Source organism: Methanohalophilus sp. (genome assembly GCF_030156785.1).
Classification (GTDB): domain Archaea; phylum Halobacteriota; class Methanosarcinia; order Methanosarcinales; family Methanosarcinaceae; genus Methanohalophilus.
This window is the reverse complement of sequence record NZ_JASGLW010000007.1, coordinates 72,056-90,456: the sequence shown is the minus strand read 5'-3', so window position 1 is coordinate 90,456 and position 18,401 is coordinate 72,056. Positions and strand designations below refer to the sequence as shown.

The 18,401-nt window shown below is 39.8% G+C and carries 17 protein-coding genes and 2 tRNA genes; 15 read left to right on the top strand and 4 right to left on the bottom strand.

Going from position 1 to position 18,401, the window contains the following annotated elements:
• Positions 1-4 precede the first annotated feature (4 nt).
• Positions 5-160: a hypothetical protein gene (locus PWQ49_RS05405; RefSeq protein WP_300608764.1), complete on the top strand. Its 156-nt coding sequence runs from the start codon at positions 5-7 to the stop codon at positions 158-160.
• Positions 161-169: 9 nt separating this feature from the next.
• Positions 170-688, top strand: a complete 519-nt coding sequence (locus PWQ49_RS05400) for an archaetidylserine synthase (RefSeq protein ID WP_300608762.1) — start codon at positions 170-172, stop codon at positions 686-688.
• 240 nt (positions 689-928) lie between these two features.
• Here PWQ49_RS05400 and thiI read toward each other — a convergent pair whose 3' ends face one another.
• Positions 929-2,107 (bottom strand): tRNA uracil 4-sulfurtransferase ThiI, encoded by a 1,179-nt coding sequence (thiI, locus tag PWQ49_RS05395; protein ID WP_300608803.1) that lies wholly within the window; start codon positions 2,105-2,107, stop codon positions 929-931.
• 179 nt (positions 2,108-2,286) lie between these two features.
• On the opposite strand from thiI, the gene PWQ49_RS05390 reads away from it, so the two are divergent.
• The 10 genes from PWQ49_RS05390 to PWQ49_RS05345 all read left to right on the top strand — a co-directional run bounded on the left by PWQ49_RS05390 (position 2,287) and on the right by PWQ49_RS05345 (position 14,357).
• A complete protein-coding gene (locus tag PWQ49_RS05390; protein WP_300608760.1) occupies positions 2,287-3,945 on the top strand; it encodes an AarF/UbiB family protein in 1,659 nt (552 codons plus the stop codon).
• Between the two features lie 406 nt (positions 3,946-4,351).
• Positions 4,352-6,187: a PAS domain-containing hybrid sensor histidine kinase/response regulator gene (locus PWQ49_RS05385; protein WP_300608758.1), complete on the top strand. Its 1,836-nt coding sequence runs from the start codon at positions 4,352-4,354 to the stop codon at positions 6,185-6,187.
• 328 nt (positions 6,188-6,515) lie between these two features.
• Positions 6,516-6,815 (top strand): hypothetical protein, encoded by a 300-nt coding sequence (locus PWQ49_RS05380; RefSeq protein WP_300608756.1) that lies wholly within the window; start codon positions 6,516-6,518, stop codon positions 6,813-6,815.
• A 146-nt stretch (positions 6,816-6,961) separates the two neighbouring features.
• Positions 6,962-7,753: a hydroxyethylthiazole kinase gene (thiM, locus tag PWQ49_RS05375; protein WP_300608754.1), complete on the top strand. Its 792-nt coding sequence runs from the start codon at positions 6,962-6,964 to the stop codon at positions 7,751-7,753.
• A gap of 20 nt (positions 7,754-7,773) precedes the next feature.
• Entirely contained in the window at positions 7,774-8,436 is a 663-nt protein-coding gene (gene thiE, locus PWQ49_RS05370) for a thiamine phosphate synthase (RefSeq protein WP_300608752.1), read from the top strand.
• Between the two features lie 480 nt (positions 8,437-8,916).
• Entirely contained in the window at positions 8,917-9,642 is a 726-nt protein-coding gene (locus PWQ49_RS05365; RefSeq protein ID WP_300608750.1) for a sugar phosphate isomerase/epimerase, read from the top strand.
• Between the two features lie 41 nt (positions 9,643-9,683).
• Complete coding sequence (locus PWQ49_RS05360; RefSeq protein WP_300608748.1) at positions 9,684-10,199, top strand: metalloregulator ArsR/SmtB family transcription factor; 516 nt, start codon at positions 9,684-9,686, stop codon at positions 10,197-10,199.
• Between the two features lie 71 nt (positions 10,200-10,270).
• The gene (locus tag PWQ49_RS05355) at positions 10,271-11,407 is read left to right on the top strand and encodes a radical SAM protein (protein ID WP_300608746.1); all 1,137 of its coding nucleotides are present in this window, start codon (positions 10,271-10,273) and stop codon (positions 11,405-11,407) included.
• Entirely contained in the window at positions 11,404-12,249 is an 846-nt protein-coding gene (locus PWQ49_RS05350) for a DUF4130 domain-containing protein (protein WP_300608744.1), read from the top strand. Before PWQ49_RS05355 ends, PWQ49_RS05350 begins: the two co-directional genes overlap by 4 nt.
• Positions 12,250-12,260: 11 nt before the next feature.
• Positions 12,261-14,357, top strand: coding sequence for a helix-hairpin-helix domain-containing protein (locus PWQ49_RS05345; protein ID WP_300608742.1), 2,097 nt, complete (start codon positions 12,261-12,263; stop codon positions 14,355-14,357).
• Here the strand turns inward: PWQ49_RS05345 and hisB are convergent, their stop codons facing one another.
• Genes hisB through hisG form a run of 3 tightly spaced genes read right to left on the bottom strand, consistent with a single transcriptional unit; the run spans position 14,358 to position 16,559 of the window.
• Complete coding sequence (gene hisB / locus PWQ49_RS05340) at positions 14,358-14,933, bottom strand: imidazoleglycerol-phosphate dehydratase HisB (protein WP_300608740.1); 576 nt, start codon at positions 14,931-14,933, stop codon at positions 14,358-14,360.
• 17 nt (positions 14,934-14,950) lie between these two features.
• Positions 14,951-15,691 (bottom strand): 1-(5-phosphoribosyl)-5-[(5-phosphoribosylamino)methylideneamino]imidazole-4-carboxamide isomerase, encoded by a 741-nt coding sequence (gene hisA / locus PWQ49_RS05335; protein ID WP_300608738.1) that lies wholly within the window; start codon positions 15,689-15,691, stop codon positions 14,951-14,953.
• 13 nt (positions 15,692-15,704) lie between these two features.
• On the bottom strand, positions 15,705-16,559 hold the full coding sequence (hisG, locus tag PWQ49_RS05330) for an ATP phosphoribosyltransferase (RefSeq protein WP_300608801.1): 855 nt from the start codon (positions 16,557-16,559) through the stop codon (positions 15,705-15,707).
• A gap of 226 nt (positions 16,560-16,785) precedes the next feature.
• On the opposite strand from hisG, the gene PWQ49_RS05325 reads away from it, so the two are divergent.
• From PWQ49_RS05325 to PWQ49_RS05315, 3 genes are all read left to right on the top strand, one after another.
• Complete coding sequence (locus tag PWQ49_RS05325) at positions 16,786-18,000, top strand: methionine adenosyltransferase (RefSeq protein WP_300608799.1); 1,215 nt, start codon at positions 16,786-16,788, stop codon at positions 17,998-18,000.
• 73 nt (positions 18,001-18,073) lie between these two features.
• Positions 18,074-18,180: transfer RNA gene (locus tag PWQ49_RS05320), tRNA-Tyr, on the top strand.
• 92 nt (positions 18,181-18,272) lie between these two features.
• Positions 18,273-18,345: transfer RNA gene (locus PWQ49_RS05315), tRNA-Asp, on the top strand.
• Positions 18,346-18,401: the final 56 nt, after the last annotated feature.

Here is an 18,401-nt window from a genome sequence, read left to right as displayed (position 1 = left end):
ATGAATGAATATTTTCAGGATAATCGGAATACCCGATGTTGCTACAATGATCAATGCTTCGCTGGGCTTGTCTGCAATTTTCATAGCCCATGAGGGTGTCTACCCACTTGCTTTTATCCTGATTCTTATTGCAGCAGTTGCAGACGGTATTGATGGTTAGCTTGCCCGTTTGCAATCCAGTAGCTCAATTGGAGTATATCTTGATTCACTGGCTGACGCGGTTTCATTTGGTGTGGCTCCGGCCTGCATTATCTTTTTTCTCTATTGTAGAGAACTATGTATTCCGACTGCGTTGATCGCGGGAATTTACCTTTTGTGTGGTATCCTAAGACTTGCCCGTTTCAGCACAAAGCAGAAAAGTATTCCTGATTTTGAGGGGCTTCCCATTACCGCTTCGGCAGTGATTATTTCGTCATACATGCTGCTGTTCCCACGTTATGTTTACCCCTATGTACTTTTCGGGATGATGCTACTCCTTGCATACCTTATGATCAGCGAACACCCTTATCCTAAACTCAGAGGTACAAAAGCAATGGTTTTTGCAACAGTCCTTTTCTTTGCAACGATTATTTCATACTTACTGCCTGAGATTTTCTTGCACGTATTTTCTACAGTGCTGTTTCTTTCATTGATGCTGTATCTTGAATCCCCTATCATGAAGATTCCTAGGCAGTATTATGATGAATAAGAGACAGATGTTATTATATCATTGACGAGAGGAAACCAGACTAAGTGATTATTGCTCAAATGTAGCCGATGCGTGCATTTCCATGTCCCTATCTTCGAATATATACGCCTGAGATGCATTCTCGAACAGTTTTCTCGACGAAATCTAAAGAAATGAAGATCTCTCGTATAACTTGACCCCAATACCACGAGGATCCAGTTCTTACTAATTGGAGAGTAGAGCTGCAAGTCCACTGAGGATTTATTCATCTGCCAGGTTGTGTATCTTTGCCTTTGCCATTGATTCGGTCAATATTGAATCGATATCGAGTTTTTCGTCCTCTTCAGCACCAATTGTATAATGGGCGCGCACTTCTGGATGAACAGGAACCGCACCACAACTTGCCACTTTTTTAATGGAAATGTCATAGGTTCCAATTTTTTTCGCTATGTCTATGATATCAGTTTTATCCAGACCGATAAGCGGGTGATATATCGGGAAACCAAGTCCATGGGATTCTGCATACATGTTATAGGTAGTCTGGGAAGCAACCTGTCCCAGCGAAGAACCGGTTATAATTCCTGAAGCCTTCTCTTTATTCATAACTTCAAATCCAAGCCGATACATCATACGTTTGCACATGATGCATGTGTTTTTAACATTACATTTCTTAAGAACAGCTGTAAGATATGGACCATTTGGGACTTCATAAAACTTCATTTTATGACCAGGTGCCCACTTCTGAAGCAGACGTACACAATCCATTGTCCTCTCTTTAGCGGATTCATCGGCAAATGGTGAATTGTTTGCATAAACAGGGACTATTTCGACACCTCTTCGCATCATCATCCAGGCAGCCACCGGGGAATCTATACCACCCGAAATTAAAACTACCATTTTACCCTGTGTCCCGAGAGGTAAGCCACCTACTCCCTCGACAACTTCAGTAAAAACATAGGCTTTAGACTGACGCATCTCAACAAAAATTTCCTTATCTGGATTGGTAAGATTTACGGAAATGGACTTGCCTTGTGAATCCAATCGTTCATAAACCGCATCCCCACAACTTATACCAATATCCGAAGAGTGGAATTCATGATTCCCTGAACGACGAGGACGAATTGCAAATGATTCTCCACTCATAATCAGGTTTTCTGCAACTTTTGCACATGTGCTTGCTGCAGCTTCCAGAGTTGCTTCAACTGTTATTGCCGGGGAAGTTGAAACAACACCAAACACATTTGCAATTGTCTTAGCAGCATTCGGATCGCTTGTCTCTACAAATATGCGTCCCCACTCACGGCGGATGCTGGAATAGTCAATTTTTTCCTGATCCAGCATGGCTTCGATGTTAGAAACGAGTATTTGTTCGAACCTCTTTCTCACACCCGGGCTCTTGAGGGCTAGTTCTCCGTAACGCACAATCACAGTGTTAAACATCATGGGAAGCTCATAGGCTGGATAAATATAAACACTTTGTTGGAGACTATACAACAAAAAGTTCTACTTAATATCATGGATTTAATGTTTCATATTCTGGATTTACATGTCATAAACCCCTGACATTCAAATATAATGTAATACAATTGCTATTATAATAATAGTCGAGGAATCGTTAATTGGCGACTTTAGGGTTTTACAGGAAAATTCGAAGATATCTGGAAATCTTCCGCGTATTCGTAAAATACAACCTATTCAGTCTTCTGTATAAGGAAATCCAGAGAAACTACGTTTCCAACAATAAGGTTACATCATGTTACGCTGACGTGGAAAACCAGAAAAATGCCGAGAAATTACGGCTTGCATTCGAAGAACTGGGACCCACTTTTGTCAAACTTGGACAAATCATGAGCAAACGTCCTGATTTATTGCCACAAAGTTACATTCAGGAACTTTCCCATCTTCAGGATAAGGTAAAGCCTTTGGATTTTACCAGAATGATTGATTCTTTTGAAGGATTCCAGTGCACAATAGGAGGGATGGATGAAAAAAGCTCGAAAAGGTCTGCTGTAGATGTGGACTTCATCACAGGTGTCTTTGATGAATTTAACACAAAACCAATTGCAAGCGCATCTATTGCGCAGGTTTATGAAGCATCCATTGGAGGACAGAAAGTCGCAGTAAAGGTAGCACGTCCCGGCTTGATAGATAAAATAAATATCGACCTCTCAATAATTAATGATCTCAAGCCTATTATAGTCAAGGTTGGAGGCTTTGGAAAAAAGATCAATTTCGATGAGTTTCTTGATGAATTCCGGGAACTTCTGAACAAGGAACTGGATTTCAGGAATGAAGCCCGCAACCTAAAAAGATTCCATGAAAACTTTGCAGATATAGATGAAGTGCGAATACCTGCAGTCTACGAGGATTACTGTACCGAAAGTGTCCTTGTAATGGAATACATGGAGGGAACTCCTGCCAAGGAGCTTTCCAAAATAGATCCTGAGAAAAGATCGCATTATGCACATCTTATCAGTTCAAGTTACCTGAAACAGGTTTACCTTGATGGAGTGTACCATGCTGATCCCCATGCAGGAAATATCCTTATTCAAGAAGACGGAGGAATTGCATACATCGATTTCGGTGCGGTTGGGATTATTGACGGTGAACTGAGGCGCAACATGTTAAACCTCTTTTACGGAATTTACAAACAAAATGTCGATATTGCTTTCGAAGCCTTTCTGAAGATTGCAAACATAAACAAAGAAGAAATCAATGTTAGAAAATTCAAACTTGACCTTGATGATCTTATTGCCAAGCAAAACTATGGCATGGGGGAAAGACAGAACGACAACTATGCAAAGCTTGCCATGAAATACAATTTAGCCCTTCCAAGTGATTTCTCCACTCTTGAGAGAGCACTTGTTTTAATTGAAGGTGTTTGCCTCGAACTTGATCCAAAATTCAGTATTATAGACGATGCGAGACCTATAATTGCCAAAGTCATGTTGCAGCGGTATTCACCATTTAGGGCTGCAGAATACTTCCAGCTTGAAGGAGATAAATATCTCGAAATCTTCAAGAACCTTCCACAGGGAATTAACGATGTTATTGAAACAATCAGGGGATATCGGATAGAAAAAATCGAGGAAAAAAGCAGGCAATTAAGGCGTGCCAGGATAGTGGATTCCACCGCCAAATACGTTTTTGTTTCGATAATAATGGCAGCTTCAGCATACCTTGCAACCCAACCGGAAACCAGCATCTCAAACCTTGGAATTGCAGGATTTATCGTTGCACTTCTGCTTTTTGCCGCCCTGTTTATCAAAAACCAATAATTCATATGTTCTGTAAAAAACTTCATTTGAATAATTAATAAAAAATTATTCTACTTATATTATGAATTAGTGGTTTAAAATTAACTTTTTTACCCGATTTCTGTATTTTCGTGCTCGCAACTTCTTCCCATATTTTCTTTTTGCAATTAAATCTCTGATTTAATGGGAGTTCCAGATTTTTAATCTGGAACAAACACGGCCATCTCCTTGTGTTTTTGTTGGCAAACAGTCACAGGGGGCGACATCTTCTTATATAAAATGTAGTGACTCAGTTGTAGAGAAGAGGATTTTTACAGAGCAAAAAGATATATATATATATATATATATATATATATATATATATAAATAACTCTGCTATGAGTGTTTTTTTAAAGAGACACATCATTGTAGTTGGAAGTGTAATATATTGTCCTCAATTGAAAATAATGAAGATGAGTGTTTCACAAGCGATAATGCTCGATTTTATGAAGCGTTGTTTCAAAACAATTCAAACCCTATTGCGATTATTGATACACAGGGCAATTACATAGAGGCAAATGATGCGTTTTGCAATTTTGTTGAAGTTGCGTTTGAAGATCTTATAACAATGAATATTCGTGATTTCTTACCTCGAAATCAGGAAAATGTGAATTTAGAAGAACATTTTAGGTTATGGGAGACTGGTGGGACCATAGAAACACCATATCTGGTTCATGATGAAATTAAAATTCTTGAACTTACACTTACACCAATAAAATACAGGGGACAGAAATGTGTTATAGGTGTAGGTCATGACATAACTTTACAAAAAAGGGCATATGATAATCTACAAAAAAGTGAAGAAAAATATCGCAATTTGATCGAATCTTCAGATGCCATTTTTTGGGAATATGATATTGTGAAAGATAAGTGGACTTACATTTCTCCTCAAGTAACAACAAAATTGGGATTTCCACCAGAAAAATGGACTAATCTACAATTTTGGATAGATCATTTACATCCAGAAGATCAAGAATGGGCATCTAGATACTGTGCTGAATGTACAGAGCATGGTGAAAATCATATTTTTGAGTATCGTTTTGTAAAAAAGAATGGAGATGTAATCTGGATTCGAGATGTTGTAAATGTTGAAACGAAAAATGGACGCCCCTATTTCCTACGTGGCTTGATGGTAGATATAACGGATTTAAAGAAAAGTGAAGCAAGAAATAAATCCATCAACAAAGCTTTGCCAGATTTGATTTTTGAGATAGATACAAAAGGAAATGTCATAGACTATAATGCACCTGATGATAATGATTTACTGCTATCACCGGATGCTTTTCTAAACAAAAACATAAAGGATCTATTTCCTGATAATATTGCATCTATTACAATGGAAAATATTAAAAAAACCCTTCATGAAAAACGGATTCATATATATGAATATGAGGTTGAGATGAATGGGGTTCAAAAAACATTTGAAGCTCGAATGGTACCAAAAGAAGACACTACCGTATTGGTAATTGTTCGGGATATAACTGAAAGGAAGGAATTAGAGGATTCACTTATTCAACAAAAAATTGCTGCAGAAGAAGCAAATAGGTACAAAAGTCAGTTTCTGGCAACCATGAGTCATGAACTACGTACGCCATTAAATCCAGTAATAGGATATTCCGATTTATTGCTGACTGAAATTAAGGGAGAGCTCAATGATTCGCAGAAAAAATATGTGTCAAATATATCCAAAAGTGGTAGGCATCTTCTTAATCTTATAAATGACATTTTGGATCTTTCGAAGATAGAAACCGGTAAAATAGAACTTGTTTGTGAATATTTCAATCTGGGAGATCTGTTTTCTGAGATCAAAGCTATCATTTTACCACAGGCACAGAGTAAATCCATTGATCTTGAAATACCCAATAACATCGATATAGAAGTCAGGGCTGATAAAATTAAGATCAAGCAGATCGTTTTTAATTTATTGAGCAATGCTATAAAATTCACTGATGATAATGGTAAAATCTCGGTGACTGTCAGAAAAGTTGATCGAGATCGGGTGGAAATAGCGGTTAAAGATGCAGGGATTGGTATTCCGGAAGACAAAATTGACAAAATCTTTGTTCCTTTCGTACAGGCAGATTCTTCTACAACTCGCAAATACGGAGGAACTGGGCTGGGACTTTCCATTTCCAAAAAATATGTGGAGATGCATGGCGGAAAAATCTGGGTTGAGAGTGAGGTTGGAGTTGGCAGTACCTTTACTTTTACAATCCCAATTTAGAATTAAGAAGTCAATTAAGCCCATCAAATAAAATCTTCAAGACTTCTTATCCCAACATTTCTCCGAATTTTGTGGTTTTCACACCGATAAATAGCTACGTCTCTCATGTTTATCCCTCACCCAAGTCTTATCTTGCTCCTGTGTTTTGCATACATGGCATAATCCATGTAAACGGGGTTTGCAAGCAATTCTGCTGACTGTATGATGTCCTTGCCGGCAGAATTCATTTTTTGGTTTTTGTAAAACGCAACCTTTTAATTAATATATCCCAAAATTGAAGTTATGGCTCGTAAACTAGACGAAACAGATATAAATTTACTGAGAAAGCTTGCACCTGAGTGCAGTGATTTTGAATGCAACAGTTCAGGTGTCAATTTCAAATCAATCCTGCCAAGCGGTTGCAAACCATTTTTCCAGAGACATATCTGATTTTTCTCGTCGTCTGAAGTCACTTTTAGAGAAAGAACTGGAATATCCGCTGGATCTGATAAAAGATGGGAGGGAAAGCCTTGGTTGTTTGAGACCTAATTATTTAATGGCTTTTCGGGAAATTGTTGCCAGTAGGGTGGGAGAGGAACAGGCTGGTGAAATTGTCAGGATTTATACTGCTAATAACGTATGTGAATAAATTGTAAAATAGCAATAAAGCTGTAAACTTGGTATTTTGTCTTAATTCTTTTTTAATTCATCAGGCGATGTAAGGTTTATTAAATATTATGCAACATCTATTCACGATTGTGAAAAACATTGATGGGAATTTTACGGAGGAAGACAATGAAGGATGCATTAAAAAAACTGAGAGAAACGAAACCATTGATCCATCATATTACGAACTGGGTTACAATCTATGACTGTGCAAATATAACAAGGGCTTTTGGCGCTCTTCCCGTCATGTCTCATGCTGTAGAAGAATGTGCTGATATGACCAAAATATCCTCTGCCCTTGTACTTAACATCGGAACTCTGACATCTGAACTTATCGAATCTATGATAATTTCTGCAAAGGCTGCAAATGAAAAACAAATTCCTGTGGTACTCGATATCGTAGGAGTGGGTGCAACTCAATTCAGAAATCAAATGGCTGCAAAGATCCTTGACAGTGCTCATGTTGATATCATTAAAGGCAACTATTCTGAGATTGCAAAACTGGCAGGTGAAAATGCCCATACAAAAGGAGTTGAAGCAACTTTTATTGATGCAGATCCCTGCTTGCTTGCAAAGAATTTGGCAAAATCAAGGTCATGTACTGTTGTGATGACCGGTAAAGAAGATATAGTCAGTGATGGTTCAAGGATATTTTCTATTAAAAACGGTCATGCAGAAATGGGTTCAATTGTTGGTACCGGTTGTATGGCGGCTTCAATAATTGGTTCATTTGCAGCTCTGAACGATGATTTCTGTGATGCAGCAATAGATGCTTTGTCTTTCTTTGGTATTGCCGGAGAATTGGCTGCCGCCAAATCAACAGGCAGTGGCAGTTTCAAGATGCATTTGTATGATGAAGTATCCGGGCTTACTGATGAAAAAGCAGCACCTCTGATCAATGTTGAGAGTATTGAAAGCTGAATTTATGGGGGTCTGCATTTATGTCATTATGCAAATCTTTGCTTAAAAATATTGATTTCTACCTTGTGACCGATTCCGGCCTATCCAGAAAAGGTACATTGTCCGATGTGAAATCTGCAGTAGAGGCTGGATGTAAGATTGTTCAGTACCGAGAGAAAGCCAAGAGCACAAAAGAGATGATTGAGGAAGCTATCCTGATCAGGAAAATATGTGGAGATAATGCCATCTTTCTGGTAAATGACCGTATTGATGTAGCTTTGGCTGTGGGAGCTGATGGAGTGCATATTGGACAGGAAGATATGCCGATTGATTTGGCACGAAATATTCTGGGTGAAAATAAGATAATCGGCCTTACAGTCCATAATACAGACGAAGCAATCGAGGCAGAAAGAAAAGGGGCTGATTACGTGGGTTTCAGTCCGATTTTTGACACTACTACTAAAAAGGACGCAGGTATGGGTGTTGGACCAGAAAGGATTCAGGCTGTAAAAACTGCCATTGATATTCCGATTGTTGCTATTGGGGGCATCAATAAAGACAACTGTATATCAGTTATTGAAAATGGAGCCGATAGTTTGGTTGCTATTTCTGCAGTCGTTTGTAGTGATGATGTCAGAAAAGAAACAGAGTATTTCATTGAAACAATCTGCAAAATAAAGCAAAAGCTATCCACTCAAAATTAATGTAAAATGATATGATGTGTATTTAACAGATAATTCTATAGAAATCCATGCTGATAGTGCACTATTAAAAGAAGGATTGAAACTGCTATAAATCCTTTATTTTATATCGCGGCAAGGGAAGGGCTCATAATGGCAGTAGATACAACTATACATTCTGAAGATTCTCTTAAAGAATATAGGATATCCCCTTGCTGCTGAATAGGATATATTCTGTTTCTTCCGTGAATGTCTCCCAGAAGCGATGAATGCAATTGAAATAAGGATATGGCAAGTAAAAAGATGTAGGATTTTCAAAGTATTATTTCTTTGTGTTTATCATTATGGGACAAGATTGTCGTTTGAAAGCTTTGGGATTGTTGTAACACTTATGATCTTATAGGGCATCAGACATTCAACTTAATTTGAAATACTACAATAGTTTTTGAGATAGCTATTTATATGACACAAACAGTAAGTCAGGTAAAGTTGTGGTGAGTTAAAATGATTGGTGTTTCATCCTTTGCATTTCATGAGCTACCCCTCTCAGAAACATTGGAAAAAATAGAATCCATTGCTTCATGTGCGGAAATCTTCTCTGAGGGACAGCACGATCTTCTCAACCATAACATCAGTGAAGTAGCCAACTCTTACAACCTAAAATATACAGTTCACGCTCCGACTTCTGACCTGAATATTGCCAGTATACGAGAACCCATCCGGAAAGCTTCACTTGAGATCCTGAAAGAAATGGCAGATATATGCATGAAGCTTGATAGTGAAATAATGGTTGTACATCCCGGTTATGTTGCTTTCCCGTATGAGAGGGATCGTGCCCTTAAAGCATTTAGCCATTCGATCCCGGTTTTAGAACAGATTCATTCAGAAACGGGAGTTAAGATATGTCTGGAAAACATGCCTATGTGGGAATGTTTTATATTCCGTGAACCGGGGCTTGATCTTGGGGAAAATTTTTTTGCCTTGGATGTTGGTCATGCCCATACCATGGACAATTTAAAGGATTTTTTAGATATGGAAATAGCGCATTTTCATCTGCATGATAACAATGGTATGGGCGATGACCACTCTCCAATAGGATCCGGTAATATTGATTATTCTATTATCTCTCCTCTCCTAAAAGATAGCAATGCTGCAAAAATAATTGAGAATAAATGTGAAAATGATGTTCTGAAAAGTGTGGATGCCATCAAAAAAATGAGTGTTCGCTGAACCCTCCCTAAAAATAAAAGGCATAATTGATTGTGAGACTCATGGAAAAATCGGTTAATAACGTTTTTGTTGCCCTTGGAAGCGAAACTCGTCTAAAAATACTGGAAATTCTGGCAGAGAAAGAGATGCACATCTCTGAATTGGCAAGAGTCCTTAATATTTCAGTTCCGGTAGCATCAAAGCATATTAAGGTTCTTGAAAAAGCTGAGTTGATTGAAAGGAAAATTTTTGGTAAATCTCATGTTCTCTTCCCTAATAAATCTAGAATATTGACTGCTGTTGATTCATTTGCCCCACGAAAAAGCATTGAAGTTGAAAAAGGAGCAACCTTGCTTGATGCTCTCAAAAATGTGGCATCAGTGGAAATAAAGAAAAAAGGTGATCGGGAAATGATTGTTTCCACTGATGGGGATGAAGGACTCTATATCTATGAAGTAAACGGTCAATTAGGCAATAAAGCTGTCAGAAAATACAAACTTGAAGATGATGTTACCGTTGAATGGAAAAAGCTGGAACCGGTTACCAAAATTAAACTGGATATACATGTGAAAAAGTAACCCGGGTTTTTCAGAATACTTTCAGGATGCTTACTTTTTGGTTATATGGGGGGCAGGCTTACAGCTAAACAATGAGCGAACGGTTTTCAGGACACCATTTCTCTCTTACAGAAAGAATGAAATATCTTTCCTCGGGGACAAAATATGACAGTTGTAACCAAAGTGCTATCTGTCATGCTTTTGGTCCTGATGGAAGGTGCATCCAGCTTTACAAAACATTGCTGACAAATTACTGCTCTGGAGAGTGCACATATTGCCCTAACCGTTGCGAAAGAGATGTAACGAGAGTATCTCTATCACCGGATGAAATAACCAAAATCACATGGTCATTTTACCGGAAGAACGCTATTGAGGGGCTTTTTCTCTCATCCGGTGTGATAGGGGAACCTGAAATTACTTCCCAGAAACAACTTGAAGTGGCAACTTTACTGCGACAGCAGGGATTCAAAGGTTATATCCATTTGAGGCTGATGCCTGGAACCCCAAAGTACATTCTTGATCAGATAGCTGAAGTTGCGAACAAGTTCGGAGTAAATGCCGAGACCACGAACAAGTCCAATTATTCGGAAATCTGTCCCAATTTTGATTACCAGAATGATGTTTTGCAAAGACTACACTGGACAGATCGGATTATCCGGAAAAAACGGAAGGAATTCCGGGGAACTAATCGGTTAGTTGGTGCTAATGATACGCAGTTTGTTGTGGGGGCAGTTAACGAACCGGATTCGGAGATCGTGAATACTGTAAGTGAGTTTATGAAAAAATATTCCCTTCGCCGGCCATATTTTATGAGTTTTGATCCGGTGCCAGATACACCGCTTTCAGAAAATCGACCATCTCCGCTGTGGAGGGAACAGCGACTCTACCAGGTTTCGTATCTCCTGAAAGAGTATGGTATAAAGGCAGATGATTTTGATGTGGTGTATGATGAACATGGATTTCTTTCAAACTCGGATCCAAAACTTGAGCTTGCTAAGGCCAACCGTGATATGTTTCCAGTTGACATAAACTCAGCTTCATTTTCTGATCTTATAAGGGTTCCAGGGATTGGTCCCATAAGCGCAGATCGAATCCTGCGTTCAAGGCCCTTGTTTGAGGAAAAAGAGCTTACAAGAATGGGAGTTGTTGTGGGAAGAGCACGTCCGTTTATTTGTATAAATGGTAAATCTCAGGCTTCCCTCAGTGATTTTTTGGAGGCGTGCAGTTGATAATTACCTTTTTTCCGTTTGTTGGAAGCGTCCTGCAGGCATCGTTGTATATTATGAAATACCCATATGCCGAACTTTTATATGGTAGCAACTCGGCAGAAATTGAGATGAAATTGTGCTTTGTCAAAAAAGATGATACTGAAAAAATATTACATGCAGCAAATGTTTGCTCTGATCAGATTCCGGAACTTATGAAGAAGCTTTTTAGCAATAAGTGGCACAAGTTCTCAAAAGCCGATATTCCCCCCGTAAAATACATTGAATGTGTCCTTCGTCATTCCTCGGTAGATCTGGCCGCATTTGTCCGTTTTCTGGCGGGTTGTAATGGAAATATTGATGCCCTCTACAACAAACGATCGCGTGAAGGAAAGAGATATTACACTTACATGAGGGAAGTGACAAAAAGCTACCATTCTCTCTGCATGTTCGCAAGAACAGAAGTTTTTGATAATCTGATAATAAGTGAAATAAACCCTCCTCATTCCATTAGTGATCTTTTCTGCAAATGGCTAGGTCGGCGCAATCCGGATTTACCAGTAGCTGTAATCCAGAATGATATTGCATACATTGCAAATGGAGAATATCTTGGATACAAGCACTTTGATGTCCTTCCAGCATCTGAAATCGAGTCTCTGCGATCCTCAAAACGTGACGAAAAACTCGAAAATTTGTGGGATATGTATTACTGTACACAGATGATTGATAATCGCAGAAATCCTGGGCTGGCAAAGAAAATGCAACCTGCTTACACATCAGGAATAAGCAGGATGGCTGCAAAAGATAGATATCGTGTAGAGAGGGGTATTAGTAATACCACACTTTTTGATTTCACGAGTATTTAGGGTGATGATTAATGGATGGGTTGCAGAGCATTCCAGGAATCGGGGAGAAGATGGCACAGCGATTAATCTCCCATTTCGGAGATGAAGAGAAAGCAATAGCAGCGATAATGGATGCCGATATTGCAGGGATCTCGGAAGTTGAGGGTATCGGGAGGCGATATGCTATCTCACTTGTTCAGGATTTTCATGCAAAAGCAGAAGGTATCGAAGCTAACGCTTTTCTGAAGAATAAGGAAATCACTGATATATACAAAAGGTTGATTGAAATCATTCAATCATTTGCATCCACATCCTATGCAAGGGATAAGATGAACATATTCATTCCCTATCCTGCAAGCAGAAAGGATCTCATTGAAAAAAACAGGAATCTGGTCTCAGGTTACCTTTCAACTTGCTACAAGATTGCAGATAATCACCGGATTTGTGAATTGCTTTCCAAAATTAAACCACTTAATGAAAATATCCATTTGCCAAGGATAAGGGATCGTGTAATCATAGTATCCAATTCTGAAGATTTTACCCTTGCAAAGGAGCGTTTTGGGAATAATATCCCTATTCAAATGGTTGAAAATGAACATGAGTTTGTTGATGTCGCTGGAGGTTATTTACAGGTCATAGCCGTGGGGGAAGAGTTTCTTGAGTATATTCTTCCAGATGAAATAGACCCTGAATTTATTTCCAGCCTGCATGATGTTGACGAATGTTTCATTTTCCCGGAAAGAGAAATTGCCTACTTTGTTTCTAATATGACTGTGATAAATCATGCAATTGAGGTTGCTTTGATACTCAAGGAAGAAGGAATATCATTTATGGAAGATAGCCCCGATCTTGATACTTTGCAGGATTTGCTATCCCAGATAGATCAGGAAGGCGATGTTTTAACAGGAACAGATGAGGAAATTGACAGGCTGTCGGAGATCATTGAATGTCTGGAAACAACAGTAAAAGCATATCTTAAAACGGCAAACCAGCAGATAGATGCATTTCTTGGAAATAGCCGATTGACCCTCAGCGGGAAAGACATGGTCGATATTATCAGAGGTGAAGTCTCCATGAAAGAGATCCTTTCCAAGGAAATGGAGCAGTCATATATGCAAATCCTGAATTCTACCAAAGAGTCCATTGTAGCAGATCTCGGATTAAACTCCATTGAATCCCTCTTACTTGATAGTCTTTTTCCGGAAAGAGTTGATTATCCTCTGCAAATCAATGATTCAAAAATTGAGTTATTAAAATCGGAGATCAGCAGGAAATTGTTCCAGAGACAGATGTGTTTCAAACGTTCTTTTGCAAGGGATCTTCATGCCTATTATCCTTTAATCAGAAAAATGGTAAGAAAATTGCTTGAGTTTGATGTGGGATTTACAATAGCCCGTTTTTCCAGAGCTTTTGATCTGCAGATGCCTGTGCTCATAGAAGGTGGGATTGCATTTAAAGGTGCAAAAAACCTCTTTCTTGCAAATAGTGGTTTTGATGTTGATGCAGTGGATTATTCAGTTGGTGCTACATCACTCGATCCCGATGGAAACAAATCCTCTGTTGTACTACTCAGCGGAGTTAATTCAGGCGGAAAGACTTCTTTGCTTGAATTGATTGCCCAATGCACCATCCTTTCACACATGGGATTCCCGGTTCCTGCGAACTACTTTGAAATAGGGCTTACAGAGGGAATATATTATTACGGTAAATCAAAGGGTACACTTGACGCGGGTGCTTTTGAAAGCACATTGAGAACTTTTTCTTCCCTCAATGATGACACTCCGAAAATGGTGCTTGTTGATGAGCTTGAATCAATAACCGAACCCGGGGCCTCAGCAAAAATAATTGCTGGCATCCTTGAGATGTTGTCAGAGAATAAAAGAAACACAGGAGTATTTGTATCCCATTTATCCGAACTTATTATCGAGAATGTTTCAAGTCCAATTCGTGTTGATGGAATCGAGGCAAAGGGGCTGGATTCAGATCTGAAATTAGTTGTTAACAGGAATCCACAATATAACCATATTGCAAAAAGTACGCCTGAACTTATTGTGGAAAGACTGTTTAAGACCGGAAGCACAGCCGAACAGCAGTTTTACGGCAGACTTCGGAATAAATTCGGAAATTAATCAAAGGCAACCTTTTGTGCTTTTGACACTATCTCCTTCGATACATGTTGCAGCTTTCATGGCATATGCAAAAGCCTTGAACAATGCTTCAATCATATGATGGTCATTGTATCCGGTTACCCTTGAGTGCATGGTAATTCCTGCATTGCGAGTCAGGGAATCAAAAAAGTGCTCCACCATTTGGGTATTGAAATCTCCTACTCTGGGAGATCTGAATTTTGCATCCATCTTATGATAGCTTCTGCCACCGACATCCAATATAACCTCTGCAAGGGCTTCATCCATCGGAACACGCACATCCCCAAAACGAACAATTCCTTTTTTGTCGCCAAGGGCTTCGTCGAGAGCTTTTCCCAGCACTATCCCTACATCCTCTATGAGATGGTGCCCATCGACTATAAGGTCCCCTTTGGCTTTGATTTTAAGATCAAATCCAGAATGCTTTGTAAAAGCCTCCAGCATATGGTCGAAAAAACCAATTCCTGTGTCAATTTCAGCTTTGCCATTCCCGTCAACGTTAATCTCAAGAGATATGTCGGTTTCACGTGTCTTTCTGGATATTGCTGCATTTCGCATGAGAATCGCCCATCACATCAATCTTCTTCACTTATGGTATTTATTGCTTCTGTCAGCGTGAACTTCCCTACATAGAGAGCACTCCCAACTACAACACCAATTGCACCGGTTTTTTTAAGTATCCTTATATCATGGAGTGTGGTTACACCGCCTGATGCAATTACTGGGATATTGACTGATTGAATAAGATCAATGGTAGGCTGTGCATTGATTCCTTCCATGAGACCTTCACTGTCAATATTTGTAAATAAAATACTACCTGCTCCCTTTTCTTCCATGATTTTTCCCAGTTCCGGTGCGGTCTGGTCAGCAAGTTCTGTCCAGCCTTTGATGGACACTTTTCCTTCCTTTGAATCCAGTGCAACATTGATGTGTTCGCTTCCGAAATCCCTGGCAAGTCTTACGACAAGCTCAGGATTCTCAACAGCTGCCGTTCCCAGAATTACTCTATCAACTCCAATTTCAAGCAATTCTGCAGCATCTTCATAGCTGCGGATTCCTCCGCCTACCTGTATCGACACACCTTCTTTCCGGGCAACAGCAACAATTTTTTCTATGAGCTTTTTGTTTTTGCGTTCACCTTCAATAGCACCATCCAGATCAATCAGGTGCAGAGTCCTGGCACCCTGTCTAATCCAGGCCTTGGCTACAGCAATCGGGTCATCCAGCGAAACCCTTTCCTTACCAGGCTGCCCCTGTATCAATTGGACACATTTGCCATCTTTCATATCCACGGCAGGTATTACTTCAAAAACCATTCACTCACACCTTTCAGGGAATTAATCTTTCAATAGGTACCACTAGAATGCCACTGGCGCCTGCTTCCTTCAGCCGGCTAACGGTTTCGAATACAACGTCCGCATCGATTACAGCATGCACAGCCATAGTGTCACTCCTGGATTCCACTTTCATAACCGTAGGCCCTGCAAGGCCGGGAAGTATTTCCTTGATGATATCAAGCTTCTGGTGAGGCACATTCATCATGAGATAACGTTTGTTCTTGGCATGCAGTACGCTTTCAAGAGCTGTTTTGATATGGAGTACTTTCTCATTATCTTCTTTGGTTTTGGAATTGGCAATGAGATATACAGAAGATTTGAATACTTCGGCAATTGGCTTAAGGTGGTTTGTGACAAGTGTCGTGCCGGAGCTTGAAATATCCACAATTGAGTCCGCGATTCCAACATGAGGTGTCATTTCGCAGGCACCACTTACTTTGATAACTTCGATATCAATTCCCAGATTCGTGAAATATTTCTTAGTAATATTTGGGAATTCAGTAGCAACGCGCATCCCTTCAAGTTCATCAGGACTTGCAATGCTGGATTCTTCGGGAACTGCCAGCACAAGGTTTGCTTTTCCGAAATTCAGATCAAGGAGTATTTCAACATTTGATTCGGTTTCCGAAATAAGATCCAGTCCGGTGACACCGACATCAGCAGCTCCATCCTGAACATATTCAGGAATATCTGCAGCACGTGCAAACAGGAATTGGATTTCAGGATCGGATGTTTTAGCAAAGAGCTTCCGGCGAGTTCCTTCAATAACCGGGAGACCTGCTTCCTTAAATAACTGAACTGTCGGGTCATGAAGTCTTCCTTTGTTAGGTATTGCGATACGTATCATTGTATGCCTCATTTTCGGAACAATTTCGCTTCGCACCAAAAAGGGTTTTTCTATAATATAATACTTGGCGATTTTTGCCAGCGTTAATTCAAATATTACTGAAGGTTATTATCATCAATCTTTGTAGTAACTATTATATATAGAAGAAATGTTCATAATGTGCAAATCTTCTCTTGAGATGCTTTTTAGATTTGATACTCCCAACGATGTGTTTTATGAGGGCTTAATTATGCGGAACATAAAGGTAGAAAGGCTCGTACAAACTCCAGTAGAAAAACGTGATATCGAACTTGTGGAAAGAAAAGGTATCGGTCATCCGGATAGTATTTCCGATGGTCTTGCAGAGGCTGTGAGCCGTGCACTCTGCAAAGAATACATAGACAAATGCGGAACTGTCCTCCATCACAACACTGATGAAACACAAATTGTGGCTGGCCGTTCCAAACCTGCTTTTGGTGGTGGAGAAGTAATAAAACCGATCTACACTCTTCTTGTAGGAAGAGCTACAAAAGAATTTGACGGTGTTGAAATTCCTGCGGAATCAATTGCTCTTAATGCATCTCGTAACTACCTGAAAAATACGATTCCGAATCTTGATATGGATCGAGATATTATTGTAGACTGTAAGCTTGGAACCGGTTCTTCAGATCTGAGGGATGTTTTTGCAAGGGAAAAGGTTCCTATTGCCAATGATACATCTTTTGGTGTTGGTCATGCTCCTTTCTCAGAACTTGAACGCATAGTCTACAACACCGAAAGACAGCTTATAACAGATCTCAAAAAGAGAATGCCTGCTGTGGGGGAGGACATAAAGGTCATGGGTCTTCGTGAAAAAGATGACATTACCCTCACTATTTGTTGTGGCATGGTTGGCAAATATGTCGATGATATGGACACTTACGTGAACTTCAAAGATGAGATGGCAGAATACGTGCTTGATCTGGCACAGAAATACACAGATAGGAGTGTATCTGCCCGTATCAATGCTGCAGATGTAATACGTAATTCAGGTTGCTCAGACTCTGGTTCTATATTCCTGACAGTTACGGGTACTTCTGCTGAAATGGGTGACGATGGTTCAGTTGGTCGTGGAAACCGCTGCAATGGGCTGATTACCCCAGGCAGGCCAATGAGCATGGAAGCAACAAGTGGTAAGAACCCGATTAACCATATAGGGAAGATTTATAATCTTCTATCAACTCAAATGGCGAGGGATATTGCACAGGAAGTCCCGCAGATTAAAGAGATATATGTGCAGATTCTTTCCCAGATCGGAAAACCAATTGATCAACCACTGGTTGCCGGTTTACAGGTAATTCCAGAAGAGGATGCTAATTTTGCTGTAATTAAGGATGAAGCTGAAGCTGTTGCAGATGATTGGCTTTCTAACATAACAAAAATCACCGAAATGGTGGTTAACGGGGAACTAGATACTTTCTAACTCCCTTTTTTTACCTTTTCTCCGAAAAGGATAAGTAGGATTGTGCTTATCAGTGTGTCTCGCTGGTGAAAGTCCCGCCTTAACTCAGTGGTAGAGTGCGCGGCTGTAGTATGGTCGATGTGGATATCCACATTCCGCGCAGGCACCGCGATGTCCCCGGTTCGAGTCTGGGAGGCGGGATCATACTTCTTTCAGAAGCATAAGGCTTAAATATTAACACTGATATTAAGGTGCTACTCGCACAAAAACAAAAACGGATTGCCCGAATATTTGTCCGAATAGTGTAGAGGCCTATCATGGAGCCCTGTCGAGGCTCCGACCCGGGTTCGAATCCCGGTTCGGGCGTCCAAAACCGTGAACCCCGAAATTTCTCGGGGTTCTATACTTCTATTCTTCAAAAA